This window comes from Roseateles sp. 22389 (genome assembly GCF_052044995.1).
Taxonomy (GTDB): domain Bacteria; phylum Pseudomonadota; class Gammaproteobacteria; order Burkholderiales; family Burkholderiaceae_C; genus Roseateles.
Genome location: NZ_JBQEOF010000012.1, coordinates 115121 through 131171 on the forward strand (window position 1 = coordinate 115121; position 16051 = coordinate 131171).

Consider the following 16051-nt stretch of genomic DNA (forward strand, 5'->3'; position numbering starts at 1 on the left):
GGCGACGACGTGGTCCGCCCAGACGCCATCGGCCTTGGCCCGCGGCAGCAGCACGTCCATCACCTGGCGCGGATAACCCGAACACGAGCCGATCTTCAGCCCCGCGCCGCGCAGCGCGGCGAGCACCTCCACCGCGCCCGGGATCGGCGCCGAGTAACGACCGACATGCGCGATCTGCATCGGCATGAAGCGCTCATAGATCGCGTCGATGTCCGCGTCGCTCGATGCGCGGCCGAAACGCGCGCGCCATTGCGCCTGCAAGCCGTCGTCCTCCAGCAGCGTGCGGATGTGGTCGCGCTTGGACAGCCCCATCGGGCCGCGCGCCTCGTCCAGCGTCAGCGCGATCCCGAAGGTCGCGAACGCGTCGACGAAGATCTGCGTCGGCGCCAGCGAGCCGTGATCGACCAGCGTGCCGGCCCAGTCGAAGATCACCGCCTGCAGGCGCGGGTGGCGCCGGACCTCGGCGGTCGTGGTGCTCGACGCGGCGTGGCTCGTCGAGTGCGTCTGAACAGGAGTGGCAATCGAAACGTCTTTCATGCGAGGGCCTGGATGAAGTTGCGTCCGCGAGGGCCGCGCAGCGCTTGCGCGACGCGTGCGTCCCAGTCGCCGGGGGAGATGCCGTAGTCGGCGGGATCGGTGGACACGCCAAGCGCGGCCAGGAAACGTTCCAGCGCGGCGACCGCGCCGTCCGCATCGGCCGCGTCGAAGATCGACAGCAGCCGCGCGTCCAGCGCCGCGTCGCGCCCGAAGGCCAGGCGCATCACACGCGGCAGGCTGAACGAGCAGGCGATGCCGTGCGCCGTGCCGCGCGTCAAGGTGATGTCGTAGGACAGCGAATGCGCCAGCGCGGTCCTGGTGTTGGAGAAGGCCATGCCGGCCTGCAGCGCCGCGACGGCCAGCGCCTCCCGCAGGTCGAGCCGGCGCGGCTCGCGCAGCAGCGCCGGCAGCGTCGCGACGATCGCCCGCGCGGCGCTCGCGGCCAGGCTGGAGGACACCGGATTGCGATGCACGTTCCACAGCGCCTCCAGCGCATGCGACAGCGCGTCCAGTCCGCTCGCGAGGGTGGCGCCCAGCGGCAGGCTCACCATCAGCGACGGATCGACGATCGCCGCCTCCGGCCAGGTCCAGGGCAGGTGCAGCGAATGCTTGCGGCCGCGCGCGGCGTCCCACAGCGTCGCCCAGGGCGTGACCTCGCTGCCGGTGCCGGCGGTGGTCGGCACCGCGATCAGCGCGCGATGCGGCGCATCGGCCGACAGCGGCGCCGCCTTCGGATCGACGAGGTGATCGAGCAGTTCATCGAAGCGGCCCGACGGCGTCGCCGTCAGCATCGCCTTGGCGCAGTCGATGCTGCTGCCGCCGCCCAGCGCGACCACGCAGCGCGCGCCGCGGTGCTCGCGCCAGAGTCGCTCGTACAGCGGCGCGAGCCAGCACAGGTCGGGATTGGGGCGGATGTCGGTCTCGACCGCGACGAGGCGGTCGCCGAGCAGCTCGCGCATCCGGCCGACGAGCCCGAGCGCCTCGGCCTCCGGGAAGGCGATCAGCAGCGCGTCGCGCGCGCCGACCAGGCGCGGCAGTTGCGCCAGCGCGCCGTTGCCGGCCCGCACGTCGACGGGGTTGTGGAAGGTCCAGGGGGTCATGGGCGGGTCCTCGCGCTCGATGACGGTCAATGCCGGTTCAATGCCGGCCGGCATCCTGGATCGCGCGGCGCAGCCGGCTCGACACCAGGTCGGCGCTGACGACCATCGCCGTGATCACGAGGATGCAGGTCGCGGTCTCGGGATACTTGAAGAGCTTGAGGCTGCCCACCAGCTCGAAGCCCAGCCCGCCCGCGCCCACCATGCCCAGCACCGTCGCCGAGCGCAGGTTGACCTCGAAGCGATACAGCACCACCGCGATCCAGGCGGTGATCACCTGCGGCAGCACGCCGAAGGCGATCACCTGCAGCGGCCGGGCGCCGGTGGCGCGCAGCGCCTCGAGCGGACCGTCGTCGATCTCCTCGATAGCCTCGGCGAAGAACTTGCCCAGCATGCCCGCGCCATGCACCGCCAACGCCAGCACGCCGGGGAACGGTCCCAGCCCCACGGCCGACACGAACACCAGCGCCAGGATCAGTTCATTGATGCTGCGCGTCACGTTCAGGCCCTGGCGCGTCAGGTGATACAGCCAGCGGGGTCCGTGCAGGTTGCGCGCCGCGAGGAAGGACACCGGGATCGCGCCGATCACGCCCAGCAGCGTGCCCCACACGGCGATCTGGACCGTCTCCAGCGCCGGCGCCCACAGCCGCTCCAAGATGCGCCAGTCCGGCGGCCAGGTGCGGCCGAGGAAATCGGCGATCTGCGGCAGGCCGCTCGCCAGCTCGGCCGGGCTCAGCTGCGCGCCCCGGGCGCTCCACTGCAGCGCCCACAGGCCCGCGACCATCAGCGCCAGCAGCTTCGTCCAGCCGCCCGGCGTCGTGGGCAAAGCCACCAGCCAGCGGGTGCGATCGCGGGCGGCGCGGTCGACAGCGGTCATCGTCGTCATGCGGTCCTCCAGGTCGGGGCGGTGGCGGCCGGCGGCGCCGACGCTGCCATCGAGGCAATGCGCTCCGGGTCATTCGCTGGCTCATTCGCTGGCTCATTTGCTGGCGCATTCACCGGCGCGATCAGTTGCAGGCCGGCCTGCGCGCTGCCCGCGTAGAGCGCGTCAAGTTCCGCCTCGGAGAGCTCCCGCGGCAGCCGGTCGAAAAGCACGCGTCCCTGCGAGAGCCCGACGATGCGATCGCCGAATTCGCGCGCGTAGTCGACCTGGTGCAGGTTGCAGACCACGGTGATGCCGAGCTCGCGGCAGGCCTGCTTCAGGTAACCGAGCGCCTGGCGCGCGGTGTGCGGGTCCAGGCTCGCGACCGGCTCGTCGGCCAGGATCACCTGCGGCTGCTGCGCCAGCGCGCGGGCGATGCCCACGCGCTGCATCTGCCCGCCCGACAGCGCGTCGGTGCGCGACGCCGCCTTGTGGGCGAGGCCGACGCGGTCCAGGCAGGCCATGGCCAGCGCGATGTCGGACGCGCGGAACAGCTGCAGCACCGAGCGCCAGACGGCCATCGCGCCGAGCCGCCCGCTGAGCACGTTCTTCAGCACGCTGAGCCGCGGCACGACCTGGTGGTGCTGGAACACCATCGCCACGCGCCGACGCAGCTCGCGCAGCTCCGTGGCGCGTTCGGCGCCGCGCGCGTCCAGGCCGGCGATCGTCATCGTCCCGCCGTCGGCCTGGACCAGGCGGTTCATGCAGCGCAGCAAGGTGGACTTGCCGGCGCCGGACGGGCCGAGCACGACCAGGAACTCGCCGGGCCGCACGTCCAGGTCGACGCCGCGCAGCACGGCGTTGTCGCCGAAGCGCTTGGTGACGCCACGCAGCGCGATCACTTCATGCCCCGCAGGTCGAGCTTGAGCACCTTGGCGGTGTCGCGGACCACGTCGTAGGCGGCGTCGCTGGTCGGCTGGAAGCCGTTGAGCACGCCCTGGTCGCCCCACTTCACGTCCTTGAGGTTGGCCAGCGCCTTGGCGAGCTTCTCCTTGAGCGCCGGGTCGAGGTCCTTGCGCCAGACCATCGGCGATTCGGGAATCGGCCTGGAGGACCACAGCACGACGAAGTCGTCCTGCTTGACCGTCCCCTTCGCGACGGCGCTGTTGAAGATGCGGTCCGCGACGGCGGCCGCGTCGACCTTCCTGTTGGCCACCGCCAGGATGCTGGCGTCGTGCGAGCCCGAGAACACGACGCGGCCGAAGTAGGCGTCCGGGTCCAGGCCCGTCTGCTGCAGCCCTGCCTTGGGGAACAGGTGGCCGGAGGCGGAACTCGGATCCACGAAGGCGAAGTTGCGGCCCTTGAGCTCGGCGACGCTACGCAGGCCGCTGTCCTTGCGGGCGAGGATGACGCTCCGGTAGGCGCTCTGGCCGGTCTTCTTCGTCACCGCGACGGAGAAGGCCTCGACCTCGGCCACCGAGCTCGCCAGCACGTAGGAGAAGGGGCCGAGGTAGGCCACGTCCAGCTTCTTCGCGCGCAGCGCCTCGATGACGCCGTTGTAGTCGGTGGCCACGAAGGGCTTCACCGGCATGCCCAGCTGCTGCTGCAGCGCGTCCAGCACCTGCCGGCTGGACTCGATCATGGCCTGGGAGTCCTCGGCGGGGATCAGGCCGATGGTCAGCGCCCGCTGCTGGGCCGATGCGTGCTGCGGCAGTCCCGCGCAGACGGTCAGGACCAGGGCGGCACCCAGCGCGGTGCGGCGCGCGGCGGAGAAGCGGGGATGGGACATGGCGGCATCCAGGAGTGGTGAGCGGATGCCGGCACTCTATGAATCCAACATGACAGCAGATCCATCGATCCCATGTTGATTTCTCGACCGAAGCATTCATGCAATCTATGGATCGTCCGCTCGGTCTCTCCGGACGGCACCGCAGGGCCGGAGCGTTGAAGGACCGGAGGGGCCGCGCCGCCTCCGGCCCTCCATCAGCTTGCCTTCAGCCGGCGCCTTCAGTGGCTGCCGCAAGCGGGGTGCTTGCTCCCGGCCGTATCGTTGACCAGGCCGAGGAAGTCCAGCACGTGAGGCGTCAGCGCGCCGGTCTGGGGCAGCGGCGTGCCGGTCAGGTCGCCCTGGCAGTAGGCCGGCTTGGTGGGATTGCGGTAGCGGTTGGTCATCACCAGCGCCGCATCGCGCTCGCCAGCGCTCTGGCCGCCATGGCCGCTGCCGGTGCCGCCGTGGTCGGAGACGACGACGATCAGCCACTCCTCCTGCGCATAGGTCGGCCGCGCCGCGAGGGCGTCCAGCACCTGCTGGATCTGCGCGTCCTCGCCGGCGATCTTGGACTGGTAGTACGCGTTGTAGGGGTCGTAGCTGGCGGCGTGGATATCGACGTTGTGCAGGTAATAGAAGATCGCGGTCGGCGGGTTCGTCCACGACAACCAGCCCTTGACCGCATCGGTCGCCTGCTGCGAGTTCTTCGCCGCGTTGGCCACGACGAAGTCCGCCCCCACGGGCTTGAGGTTGCCGGTGATGTTGGCCCAGTCGCCGACCACCGCGATCGTGGCGGTCGGATAGGCCTGCTTGATGCGGTCGAAGACATGCGGCTTGCGCAGCGGCAGGCTGGCGTCGTTGCCGGTGACGCCATGCTGGTCCGCCCAGTAGCCGGTGAACAGCGTGCCCCAACCCGGGCCGCTGTAGGTGGACTGCGAACCGCCGGCCAGCACGTTGCCGTGGAAGGCGCCCACCGCGGCGAGCTGGCTCAGCGCCGGCGTGGTCGCGCAACCGGCGCAGAACAGCGCGTCGCCACGCAGGCCGTCGATGCCGATCACCAGCACATGGCGCCGGCCGTAGGGGCCCACGATCGGGTTGGGCACGCCGGGGCCGGGGATCAGCGCGTAATGGTCATACGGGTTGCCGGCGTAGTCGGTCTTGAGCCCGCCCACGTCGGCCGCGCGCTTGTCGCTGAGGTCGCACTGCTGCGAGGCCTTGTAGTAGTCGAAGCTCACGCACCACGACTTGCGCGCATCGGCCAGGCAGGCTGCGGCGCAGGCCTCGGGCGAGACGCCGTTCAGGTGCTCGCGGTTGTAGCCGGAGATCGCGGCATCGAGCGTGCGCGTGAACGAGGCCAGCGGGCTCGGGGCCGATTGCGCCTGCGCGGGCGGCGGGGCCATGGCGAGCAGCGCCGCGATCGACGCGGTGAACAGGGCGGTGGACAGCGCGGTGGACAGCGCGGCGAAGCGCGCGGGCAGGCGATGCGCCGGTGGGCGCGGGAAACGGGTCCGGGTCATGGGCACTCCAGGTCGGGTTGAGGGGGAACTGCCCGCGCAGCGTAGGAACGTCACGTGACCGTCACTCGATCGAATCAATATGGCCAACCGCAAGAAATCATCGAGAGCGTCTATACATGTCCGCCGCCAAGCTCCGCGCCTTCCTCGCCGTCGCCCGCCATGGCAGCTTCAGCGCGGCGGCGCGGGCGCTCGGGCTCTCGCAGCCGACCCTGACGACGCAGGTGCAGGGCCTGGAGCAGCAGCACAAGGTGGAGCTCTTCCACCGCCGCGGCCATCGCATCGAGCTGACCAGCGTCGGCCACCAGTTGCTGCCGATCGCCCGGCAGCTTGCCGCGCTGGAGGTCGAGGCCTACAACCTGCTGCATGACTGCGGGGAGCTCACCCGCGGGCAGCTCAAGCTCGGCGCGGTGGGCCCCTTCCACGTCATCGAGATGGTCGATGCCTACCGCCAGCGCTATCCCAAGGTGGACGTCTCGATCCGGCTGGGCAATTCGGCGCAGGTCTTCGGCGACCTGGAGAACTATGTGATCGACGTCGGCGTGCTGGCGCGCTTCCACGACGCGCCGGGCTTCGAGACCATGGCCTACGCGCGGCACGCGATCATCCTCTTCGTCCATCTCGACCACCCCTTCGCCGCGCGGGAGCATGTGTCGCTGCGGGAGCTGGCCGAGCAGCCGCTGCTGCAGCGCGAAGCCGGATCGAGCACGCGCCGCGCGCTCGAGTCGGCGCTGCGCCAGGCGGGCATCACGCCGCGCGTCGCGATGGAGATCGGCAGCCGCGAGGCGCTGCGCGAGGCGGCCGCGCGGGGCATCGGCATCGGCGTCGTGTCCGAGGCGGAATTCATCCCCGACGCGCGCTTCCGCCCGGTGCGCATCGAGGGCGACCCGGCCTTCACCGAGACGCACCTGTACTGCCTGAAGGAGCGCCGCGACAGTCTGCTGCTGGGCTCCTTCTTCGAGGTGGCGCAAGGCCTGCGCCGCTGAGGCGCGGGTGGCGCGCGGGTAGCGCGCGGGCCGCGCGCGGCCAGACAGCGGACAGACAGCAGACAGGTTTCTGAAGGCCGCCGCAGGCATCCTGCGGACCTTCGCGCGGGGGGCCCCAGGGGGTCGTCTGTTCCCTGGAATCCATGTAGAGAAGAGAGCGCGCATGGACCGCCGCCAATTCTTCCCCCGCCCCGTGGTCGAGGCGGGCACCAATCGCTGGGACTGGGCGCTGCTGCCGCTGGTGCTGGGCCTGCTCGTGCTGCTGGCCTACGGCGCGGCGCAGATGACGCGTCCCTTCGCGCTGGGCGATCCGCTGCCCTTGTCGCTGGACCCGTCCCACCTGCCCTACTACCTGCTGCGCACCAACCTGCGCATGCTGGCGGCGATGGTGCTGGCGCTGCTCTTCAGCGCGGTCTTCGCGGTGCTCGCGGCCAAGGTGCGCGCCGCCGAGAAGGTGCTGGTGCCGATGCTCGACATCCTGCAGTCCATCCCCATCCTGGGGTTCCTGTCGATCACGGTGACCGGCTTCATCGCGCTGTTCCCCGGCAACCTGCTGGGCGTCGAGTGCGCGGCGATCTTCGCGATCTTCACCTCGCAGGCCTGGAACATGGCCTTCAGCCTCTACCAGTCGCTGCGCACCGTGCCTTCGGAGCTCGACGAAGCGGCGCGGGTGTTCCAGCTCTCCGGCTGGCAACGCTTCTGGCGCCTGGAGCTGCCCTACGCGATGCCCGGGCTGCTCTGGAACATGATGATGTCGATGTCGGGCGGCTGGTTCTTCGTCGTCGCGTCGGAGGCCATCTCGGTGTCCGACCAGAGCATCAAGCTGCCCGGCGTCGGCTCCTACATCGCCATGGCGATCGAGGCGCGCGACCTCGGCGCGATCGGCTGGGCGATCGTGGCAATGCTCGTGGGCATCGTGCTCTACGACCAGCTGGTGTTCCGGCCGCTGGTCGCCTGGGCCGACAAGTTCCGCTTCGAGGACAGCGGCACCGACAACGCGCCCAACTCCTGGATGCTGAACTGGCTGCGCCGCACCGCGTTCACGCGCCGCGCCGCGGCGTGGTTGGTGGACCGGCTCGAGGGCAGCCTGGTCTGGTTCCGCCGGCACCATGACGGCACCTCGATCCGCGCACGCCCGCGCATCGCCGTGGCCGCGTGGCAGCGCGCCTGGGACGCGGTGCTGGCCGCCGCGGTGATGGTGGCGCTGTACCAGCTGGTGCGCTTCGTCCATGCCGAGGTCGGCTGGTCCGAGGCGGGCCATGTGCTCGGCCTGGGCCTGGTGACGCTGGCGCGGGTGCTGGTGCTGATCGCGCTGGCGGCGCTGGTGTGGGTGCCGGTGGGCATCTGGATCGGGATGAACCCGCGCTGGTCCGGTCGCCTGCAGGCGCTGGCGCAGTTCCTGGCCGCCTTCCCCGCCAACCTGCTGTTCCCGGTGGTCGTGGTGCTGATCGTGCGCTGGAAGCTCGATCCGGACGTGTGGCTCTCGCCGCTGATGATCTTCGGCACGCAGTGGTACCTGCTGTTCAACGTCATCGCCGGCGCGTCCAACATCCCGGCCGAGTTGCGGCACGCCGCACGCAACCTGGGCCTGAGCGGCTGGCTGAAATGGCGCCGTTACCTGCTGCCGGCGGTCTTCCCCAGCTTCGTCACCGGGGCGATCACCGCCAGCGGCGGCTCGTGGAACGCCAGCATCGTGGCCGAGTACGTGTCCTGGGGCGACACCACGCTCAAGGCGCATGGCCTGGGCAGCTACATCGCGGAGATGACGGCCAAGGGCGACTTCCCGCGGATCGCGCTGGGCATCGGCGTGATGTGCGTCTTCGTGATGGGCCTGAACCACTTCGTCTGGCGCCGCCTGTACCGGCTGGCCGAGGACCGCATGCATCTGTGAGGAGCACCGCATGACCGCATCCATCATCGAACTCCATGGCGTCGGCAAGCGCTTCCGCTCGGCCGACGGGCATCCGCGGCCGGTGCTCGCGGATGTGGACTTCCACCTGCGCGAGGGCGAGATCGTCGCGCTGCTGGGGCAATCGGGCTCGGGCAAGAGCACGCTGCTGCGCATCATGGCCGGGCTGGTGCCGGCCGATGCCGGCCAGGTCCGTTATCGCGGACAGCCGCTGTCGGGCCCGGCGCGCGGCATCAGCATGGTGTTCCAGTCCTTCGCGCTGTTCCCCTGGCTGACGGTGCAGCAGAACGTCGAGCTGGGCCTGGAGGCGCGCGGCGTGGCCAAGGCCGAACGCGCGGTCAAGGCCGAGGAGGCAATCGCGCTGATCGGCCTGTCCGGCTTCGAGGGCGCCCTGCCGCGCGAGCTGTCGGGCGGCATGCGGCAGCGCGTCGGCATCGCGCGCGCGCTGGTGACGGAACCGGACGTGCTGCTGATGGACGAGGCCTTCTCGGCGCTGGACGTGCTGACCGGCGAGCGGCTGCGGGAGGACATCCTGGAGCTGTGGGATGGCGGGCACATGCCGACGCAGGCGATGCTGGTGGTGTCCCACAACATCGAGGAGGCCGTGATGATGGCCGACCGCGTGCTGATCTTCGCGAGCGATCCCGGGCGCATCCGCTGCCAGCTGTCGGTGCAGCTGCCGCGACCGCGCGATCCCGAGAGCGCCGACGTGCGCGCGCTGATCGACGAGGTCTACGCGCTGATGACCGCCGGCGCGGCGCGCCCGACGCGCGCGGCCGGCACGGTGGATGCGACGGCCGCCCCGGCCCCGCTGGCCGAGCGCCTGCCCGCCGCCGACGTGGCGCGCATGGACGGCCTGCTGGAGCTGCTGGCCGATCCGCCCTTCGACGGCCGCGCGGACCTGCCGCAGCTCTGCGAGGAAGCCGGCCTGCCCGACGCGGAGCTGCTGCCGGTGGCGCACGCGCTGGCGCTGCTGGGGCTGGCGCAGCTCGACAGCGGCGACCTGCAGCTCACCTCGCTGGGCCGGCGCTACGTCGAGGGCTCGCATGGCCTGCGGCGCGATCTCTTCGGTCAGCAGCTGGTCACCCACGTGCCGCTCATCGCGCACATCCGCCACAGCCTGGAGCAGGAGCCCAGCGGCGAGATGCCCGAAAAGCCGGTGCTGCGGCTGCTGAGCGAGCACCTGGACGATGCCGAAGCCGGCGCCGTGCTGCAGACGGCGGTCAGCTGGGCGCGGCATGGCGAGGTGTTCGAGTACGACTACAACACCGGCGCCCTGCGCCTGCCGACCGGCGAAGAGGAGACCGCGACGCGGTGAGCGGCCGCCGGCCTCGTCAGAAGGCCGGCGGTCCTTGCCACCCGGATGGGCGGCAGGCCCGCGGCGCCGGGCTCGGTAGAGTCGGGGCTCCGCGACTGCGAGCCGCCCCGATGAAGCGCACCGCCCGCCCCCGTTGGAAGTCCCTCGGTGTCGATCGCCTGCTGCGCCATGCGCTGCGGCACTGGCACGCCGACGAGGGCTGGCGCGCGATCGAAGCCCTGCAGCGACGCGGATCGCCCGCGCTGCTGGCGCGGGTCGTCGCGCTGTGCGCGAGACCGAACGTCCGGCGACGGGCCGTGGGCGTCTCGATCGCCGCGCAGCTCAGTCGCCGCACACCGGCTGGGCCCGCCCTGTACGCCGAGGAGGAGACGCAGCGCCTGCTGCTGCGCGGCCTGGCCGATCCGCATCACGACGTGGTCCGCGCAGCGGTGGGCGGGCTGGGGTTGCGGCCGCATGGCGAGAGCGTCCAGGCGCTGCTGCGACTGGCCTCGCATCCCGACGCCAGGATGCGCTGGCAGGTCGCGGTGGCGCTGGGGTCCTACGAGGAACCCGAGACGATCGCGGGGCTCATCCGCCTGAGCGCGGACCCGTCGGACGAGGTGCGCGACTGGGCCACCTTCGCGCTCGGCTCGCTGCGGATGGAGGACTCGCCGGAGATCCGCGCGGCGTTGCGGCGCAACCTCGACGACGCCGACCTCGACGTGCGCGGGGAAGCGCTGGTCGGCCTGGCCCGGCGGCGGGACGACGGGATCGTCGACCGGCTAATCGAGCGGCTCACGCCCGATTGCCATGTCTATGAACTGGATGCCGCGGAGGCGCTGGCCGATCCACGGCTCCTGGCGGCGCTGGTCGCATTGGCCGAGGCGAGCGGTCCCGGCCCCCGGTCTCCCTCGTGGCTCGATCGACTGAAGGACGCCACCGAGGCCTGCCGCGGCAGCGCCTGATCCGCGTTTTCCCGGGCGCCGGGATGGGGGGCGCCTGATCAATCCTGATGATGACGCGGGGCCGGCGGCGCACCGAGCATGAGGCCCTTTTCCAAAACGAAGGACCGCCATGGCCGAGCCGACGACCGGAAGCGCCGCCCAGGATCTGTCCTCGGACGGGCCGGCCCGACCGCCGCCGACCGCGCGCACGGTACGGCAGCTCGACCAGGAAGTGTCCCGGCTCTCGGAGCTGGTCAGGCAGCTGACCGGACGGCTCGAGGACCTCACCTGGAAGCTGGACCGTCACCAGAAGCGCCTCGAGTCGATCGAGGACCATCCGCCCTTTCCGCTCGAGCAACCCACCCGGCACTACGCCACCGAGACCCAGTCGGTCAGCATGGCGCGGCGCAAGCGGCTGGGCCATCTAGGCTGACGGGCGGCGTGCCCGATCGATGCTGCAGGTCCGCTTCTCCATCGAACACGGCTTGGAGAACTACTCCATCGCACCCGTGCCGGCGCCATGCACGCCGGACCAGGTGCTGCGCATGGAGGTGCGCTTCGCCGGGCTGCCGGCGCTGGTGGCGACCTGGCTGCGCATTCATCTGAAGACGGGGCGTCCGAACCAGTTCAGGATCGCGGCCCTCCTTCTGCTGATCCTCGCCATCGTCGGCGGCGCGCATTACCTGGCCCTGAGCCCTCACTTAGCCGCGGCATCGTGGAGCACGCAGGCGGACGCGGCATCGGGCGCGACAGCGCAGGCGCCAACCGCGATGGCGACCGCGACAGCGACAGTGACATCGATGGCCACAGTGACGGCGACAGTGATGGCGACGCCGACGGCCGCGGCACCGTCGGCGAGCCACGGGGCTGCTGCGGTCCTCCAGCATCTGCTGATGATCTGGACGCCGCTGGCAGTGGCGATCGCCGCCATGATGGCCCGCCTGGCGCGCCCCAACCTGACCGACATCTATGTCGTCGCGCTGCGTCCGCACGAGCCCTTCCCGACGATGGAGTACTTTCTTGCGCGATCGCGCGACAAGCAGGTCTACGCGATCCGCTTCCTCAGCGAATCCACCCGCGACCGCTTCTTCGGGCATTTCGCCGACGGGCCGCGCCGTGCGCGCCTCTCGCAGAGTTCGATCAACGTCACGCATGCCCACATCGGGCCGTTCGCGCCGACCGGCCTGGCGGCGGCCATGTCCGGCTACTGGAGTCTGGTGAGGCTCAGCATCGGCCTGATGGTCGAGGAGAACGCCTCGTCCAACACCCGCGCCATGGCCTTCACCTACAAGCAGCACGAATGGCTGTTCATCGGCTACCTCATGCTGCTCGGCGCGGCGGCGCTGCTGGTGGCGCTCGGCGTGACGCCCGGCGACCAGACCTTCCAGTTTCCGGTGCTGATGGCGGGACTGGGCGTCTGCTGGGCGGCGGCCTTCCTGCTGCTGAACCGCGGGCTCTCGGACCATCTGACCGAATGGGAACGTCGTACCGCCACCGCGCCCTTCATGGGCTGCCCGGTGTTCCGCTACTCGGAGCGCGATCAGGCCAGCGGCCGCTGGGAACTGGTCGACCTGCGGCAGATGGAAGCCCCCATCCATCGGATGGGCCTGCCCGGAGACAAGGTGCTCGAGATCGCGCTCGGCGTGATGCTGATCATCTACCTCACCCTGCTGCAGCTCATCAAATGACCGCCAAGCCCGCCGCCGTCAACGACGCGATGCTCCAGTTGCTCTGGGTCCTGTTCTCGGACGCGAACTCGCGCTTCAACACCCTGATCGAGGAATGCGCCCACCTGCAGGACACCGTCATCGGCCTGACCACCGACCCGGCGCTACTGGACCGGATCATCCACGAGTGCGCCGCCGACGACGCGGTGCGCGGCTTCTCCCGCGTCGTGTGCTGCCAGCCCAAGCGCAGCCGGGAGTACTACCGCGTCTGCGTCCGCGACCGCGCGTTCCTGAGCCTGTGGACGCTGCTGGGCGGACTCATCATCGCGCTCGACAAGAACCAGCTCACCCACGAAGAGACCTACCGGCTCGCGGTGGACGCGCTCCTGCGCGGCGAGCATGCCCCCGACGCGGCGGACGACGCGCCGCAGCGACGGCCCTCGGACCGCGTCTTCTGGTACATCCAGACCCGCGGCTACTTCCTGACCGAGGTGTTCCGGCACTACACGACGCAGCTGGAACATGCCCACGAGAAGGTGATCCAGATGCTGGAGAACCAGCCGGGCAAGCTGCCGACGCCCATCCTGCTGCGGCGCTGGAATTCGGCGATGTATGGCGAGTTCCTGTCGGAGTACAGCCGTCACGTGAACTGGGAGGCCCACAAGCTCGTCTCCATCGCCGCCGGCCGGGACCCCGCCGATGCGGACGCCAGCGCCAAGCTGACCGAGGACCTGTCGCTCACCCACACGTGGACCCATCAGCCCACCAGCATGGCGCAGCTCTTCAAGGTCGAGGTCAAAACCGATCGGGGCGATCCCGCCAGGAACTACCCGCACAAGCGCGCCGCGGGCCACCGCTTCGCGACGGTGCGCAGCGCCTACTTCTACATGGAGCAGCCGATCCTGCTGCCGCTGCTGTACCACGAGTGCGCCCACATCGCCTTCTCCAACCGCGCATTCGCCGGCGCGCAGGGAGACGGGCACCACCCGGCCGACGTGGAGACCTTCTTCTCCGCGCGCGCGGCCGCGATGCAGTCGCTGCGCATGATCAAGTTCCCAGACGGGACGGCACAGGCGCACTACGAAAACTTCTGGGACCACTTCACCGAGGAGGTCTGGGCCGACGCGCTGGCGCTGGCGCTGGGGGGGCGCGGCTACCTGGTAGCGCTGGCGCTGCAACTCTTCGGCCTGTCGGGCGAGGAGAGCTTCGACCACTTCGACCTCGACACGGACACTGTCCACGAACTGGGCGGCCTCGGCCGTCCCGCCAAACGCAAGTACCCCGAGCCGCGGCCCCAGGAAGAGGTCTCCTACTTCTGGGAGGCGCGCCTGCAGATCGCCTGCGACCTGCTGGCTCACCGCGGCGACTGCCGCACCCCGGAATGCGACCGTCGCTGGATCTCCGCGATCCGCGACCTGCTCGCCGGCTATGCCCGGAGCGGTGCCCGGGCCCATGCGCGCGAAGGCACCTCGGCCCGCCATGAAGTGCTGTGGGAGTACCGCGCCAAACTCAACGACTGGGTCCGGAACACCACGGGGCGCTACCTGCTCCAGCACTTCGGCGCCCTCTTCGGCAACTCCCCGGTCTGCACCACCTACGAGCTCGCCACCGCGCAGGAGCGCCGGTGCCTGGAATCGCTGGTGCGCGCCTACCGGCAGCGCTACATGCCGCAGTTCCGCGGCCATTCGGAATTCCGGCTGGACGAGCACCACCGCCTCGAGCACCTGCCAGCAGACATCCGATGGCATGTGGCCCGCGACATCACCGCGGCGATGCGGGCCTCCGAGGCCTGCCCACCCATCACCTCCTGGCAGGAGCTGGCGCCGACGGAGCCGTCGTCCTCGGCGCCGCCGCTCATACGGCCCTCGAGCATCGAGGACTGGAGCCAGCGCTACGCCAACTGGATGCGGCATGACGGCGGCGTGGCCTTCCGGGTCGCCCTCGAGGCCAGCCGGCTGCGGCCGTCGCTGCTCGATGCGCTGGCCGACGAGGTGGAGCGGGTGCAGGCCGAGCACCGCCAGCAAGCCGCGGGCGGCCCGGCCGCCAAGTCCGGCGTGGCGTTCCTGCCGCCCTTCCACACGCTCTCCGCGGAGGCCGTCCGCGACAGCGCGAGGTGCGGGGACATCGTGGGGCAGCTGCGCCGCCGCCAGATCACCAACACGCGACGGCAGGATTCGGGCTGGACCAAGGCGGCACTGCGTCTGGTGGAGGACCGCGTCGGCCGGGAGATGGATCGGCTACTGGACTACTTCGTGTCGCTGGACGAGCCGCCGTCGTCAGGGACCGGCGCCGCCCCGGCGCCTCGGGCCGGCCAGGCCCGCGGCGAGGCACCGGTGGGCACCCTCGCGCTGGGGATCATCCGCCCGGACGAGATCGCCCGGCAATCGACGACTGCCGGTGGCTCGCCGTACCTCGCCAGCCTGAACGCGTTGGAGGGGCAGTGGAAATGGTCGCGGGATCGCCATGCCGAAGTGGCCACCGGCGCGGGGCCGCCGTTCCTGCGCAGTCGGCCCTCGATCGGCACGGCCTACGCCAGGTTGCTGGGCGACTATCAGTTCCTCGCTTACGCGAAGGGCACCACGCCGGTGGAGCGCGACTTCCACGCGCACGGCGACGTGGCATCGCTGGCGGGGGACGCCGAACCGCGCCTGATCCGGCGGCTTGTGAAGCCGCGTATGGTGCTGCAATTGGCCGGCACGGAGCTGAAGGCCGCCATCGAAGCCCATGGCGCGTCGCATTGGGGCCGGCTCTCGCTGATCCGGTTCCGATACCGGTGGCAGTGGACGGAGCTCGTCGACCGGCTGGAAGGCGACCTCGCCAACGAACCGCCCCCCGTGGGCGAGCGGCTGCTGGGTTACTCGCTGCTCTCCTCCAGCGCCTGGGAAGACGTCATCCTCATCACCTGGTACGACAGCCAGAAGCCGCTGTGGAAGGCGATGCGGCGGCTCTCTCTCGCTCCCGGGCTCTACAGCGGCATGGACATCCAGTCCACCTTCCTGCCGCCCACCGACTGCTGCGGCAGCGACTGCCCCGCCGTCGCGTTGACGCCGCCGGACCTCGCCCACGCCCGCGAGCGACATGAACGCTCGCAGGCGGCGGACGAGCCCAAGCCCAGCGACTGGGAGATCGCCTTCTTCGAATGGGCCCGCCAATGCGGCGCGGTCGACCGTGTCTATTCACGCTCGGGCCGCTACGACTACACGGTGCTCTGGAAGCAGGATCCGCCCGGCGAGCCGACCGACGTCCTGGGCCACTGCATGCGCGGCCTGGCCTCGATCCCCAAGGAGGTCTGGCAGCAGGTGTCCAGCGTGATCTCGTCCTACGAGGTGCGACGCTGGCACCTCGAGGGGCACGAGCCGGTGATCGATCCGCTGTCCCGGCTCACCAATGAGGCCGTCACGCACTTCGCCATCAAGAACCGCATCTGACCGTGCCGGGGACACAATGGGCCCTCACGCCCCAGCCGACGG

The 16051-nt window shown here is 70.6% G+C and carries 13 protein-coding genes; 7 read left to right on the forward strand and 6 right to left on the reverse strand.

The window, feature by feature from the left end; all coding sequences use genetic code 11:
* The 6 genes from ACTJKJ_RS17485 to ACTJKJ_RS17510 form a co-directional block, all read right to left on the reverse strand.
* Positions 1–537: HAD family hydrolase (locus ACTJKJ_RS17485; RefSeq protein WP_440821218.1), on the reverse strand; the 537-nt coding region annotated here is incomplete at its 3' end.
* Positions 534–1637, reverse strand: coding sequence for an iron-containing alcohol dehydrogenase PsrA (gene psrA, locus ACTJKJ_RS17490; RefSeq protein WP_440821219.1), 1104 nt, complete (start codon positions 1635–1637; stop codon positions 534–536). The genes ACTJKJ_RS17485 and psrA, both read right to left, overlap by 4 nt.
* Positions 1638–1674: 37 nt before the next feature.
* On the reverse strand, positions 1675–2520 hold the full coding sequence (gene phnE, locus ACTJKJ_RS17495) for a phosphonate ABC transporter, permease protein PhnE (protein ID WP_440821220.1): 846 nt from the start codon (positions 2518–2520) through the stop codon (positions 1675–1677).
* Complete coding sequence (phnC, locus tag ACTJKJ_RS17500) at positions 2517–3398, reverse strand: phosphonate ABC transporter ATP-binding protein (protein WP_440821221.1); 882 nt, start codon at positions 3396–3398, stop codon at positions 2517–2519. The genes phnE and phnC overlap by 4 nt, the downstream gene beginning before the upstream one ends.
* Positions 3395–4285 (reverse strand): phosphonate ABC transporter substrate-binding protein, encoded by an 891-nt coding sequence (gene phnD / locus ACTJKJ_RS17505; RefSeq protein WP_440821222.1) that lies wholly within the window; start codon positions 4283–4285, stop codon positions 3395–3397. The genes phnC and phnD overlap by 4 nt, the downstream gene beginning before the upstream one ends.
* A 218-nt stretch (positions 4286–4503) precedes the next feature.
* The gene (locus ACTJKJ_RS17510; protein ID WP_440821223.1) at positions 4504–5781 is read right to left on the reverse strand and encodes an alkaline phosphatase family protein; all 1278 of its coding nucleotides are present in this window, start codon (positions 5779–5781) and stop codon (positions 4504–4506) included.
* Positions 5782–5897: 116 nt separating this feature from the next.
* On the opposite strand from ACTJKJ_RS17510, the gene ACTJKJ_RS17515 reads away from it, so the two are divergent.
* From ACTJKJ_RS17515 to ACTJKJ_RS17545, 7 genes are all read left to right on the forward strand, one after another.
* Positions 5898–6764 (forward strand): LysR substrate-binding domain-containing protein, encoded by an 867-nt coding sequence (locus tag ACTJKJ_RS17515; RefSeq protein WP_183489454.1) that lies wholly within the window; start codon positions 5898–5900, stop codon positions 6762–6764.
* Positions 6765–6927: 163 nt separating this feature from the next.
* On the forward strand, positions 6928–8655 hold the full coding sequence (locus ACTJKJ_RS17520) for an ABC transporter permease (RefSeq protein ID WP_297389000.1): 1728 nt from the start codon (positions 6928–6930) through the stop codon (positions 8653–8655).
* A 10-nt stretch (positions 8656–8665) separates the two neighbouring features.
* On the forward strand, positions 8666–9991 hold the full coding sequence (locus ACTJKJ_RS17525) for an ABC transporter ATP-binding protein (protein WP_297389003.1): 1326 nt from the start codon (positions 8666–8668) through the stop codon (positions 9989–9991).
* A gap of 110 nt (positions 9992–10101) precedes the next feature.
* Positions 10102–10935 carry a HEAT repeat domain-containing protein gene (locus ACTJKJ_RS17530; protein WP_440821224.1) on the forward strand — a complete coding sequence of 278 codons (834 nt, stop codon included), beginning with the start codon at positions 10102–10104 and terminating at the stop codon, positions 10933–10935.
* A 109-nt stretch (positions 10936–11044) separates the two neighbouring features.
* Complete coding sequence (locus tag ACTJKJ_RS17535; RefSeq protein WP_297385231.1) at positions 11045–11347, forward strand: hypothetical protein; 303 nt, start codon at positions 11045–11047, stop codon at positions 11345–11347.
* A gap of 19 nt (positions 11348–11366) precedes the next feature.
* Positions 11367–12602: a hypothetical protein gene (locus ACTJKJ_RS17540; protein ID WP_297385233.1), complete on the forward strand. Its 1236-nt coding sequence runs from the start codon at positions 11367–11369 to the stop codon at positions 12600–12602.
* A complete protein-coding gene (locus ACTJKJ_RS17545) occupies positions 12599–16009 on the forward strand; it encodes a hypothetical protein (protein WP_440821225.1) in 3411 nt (1136 codons plus the stop codon). Before ACTJKJ_RS17540 ends, ACTJKJ_RS17545 begins: the two co-directional genes overlap by 4 nt.
* Positions 16010–16051 lie beyond the last annotated feature (42 nt).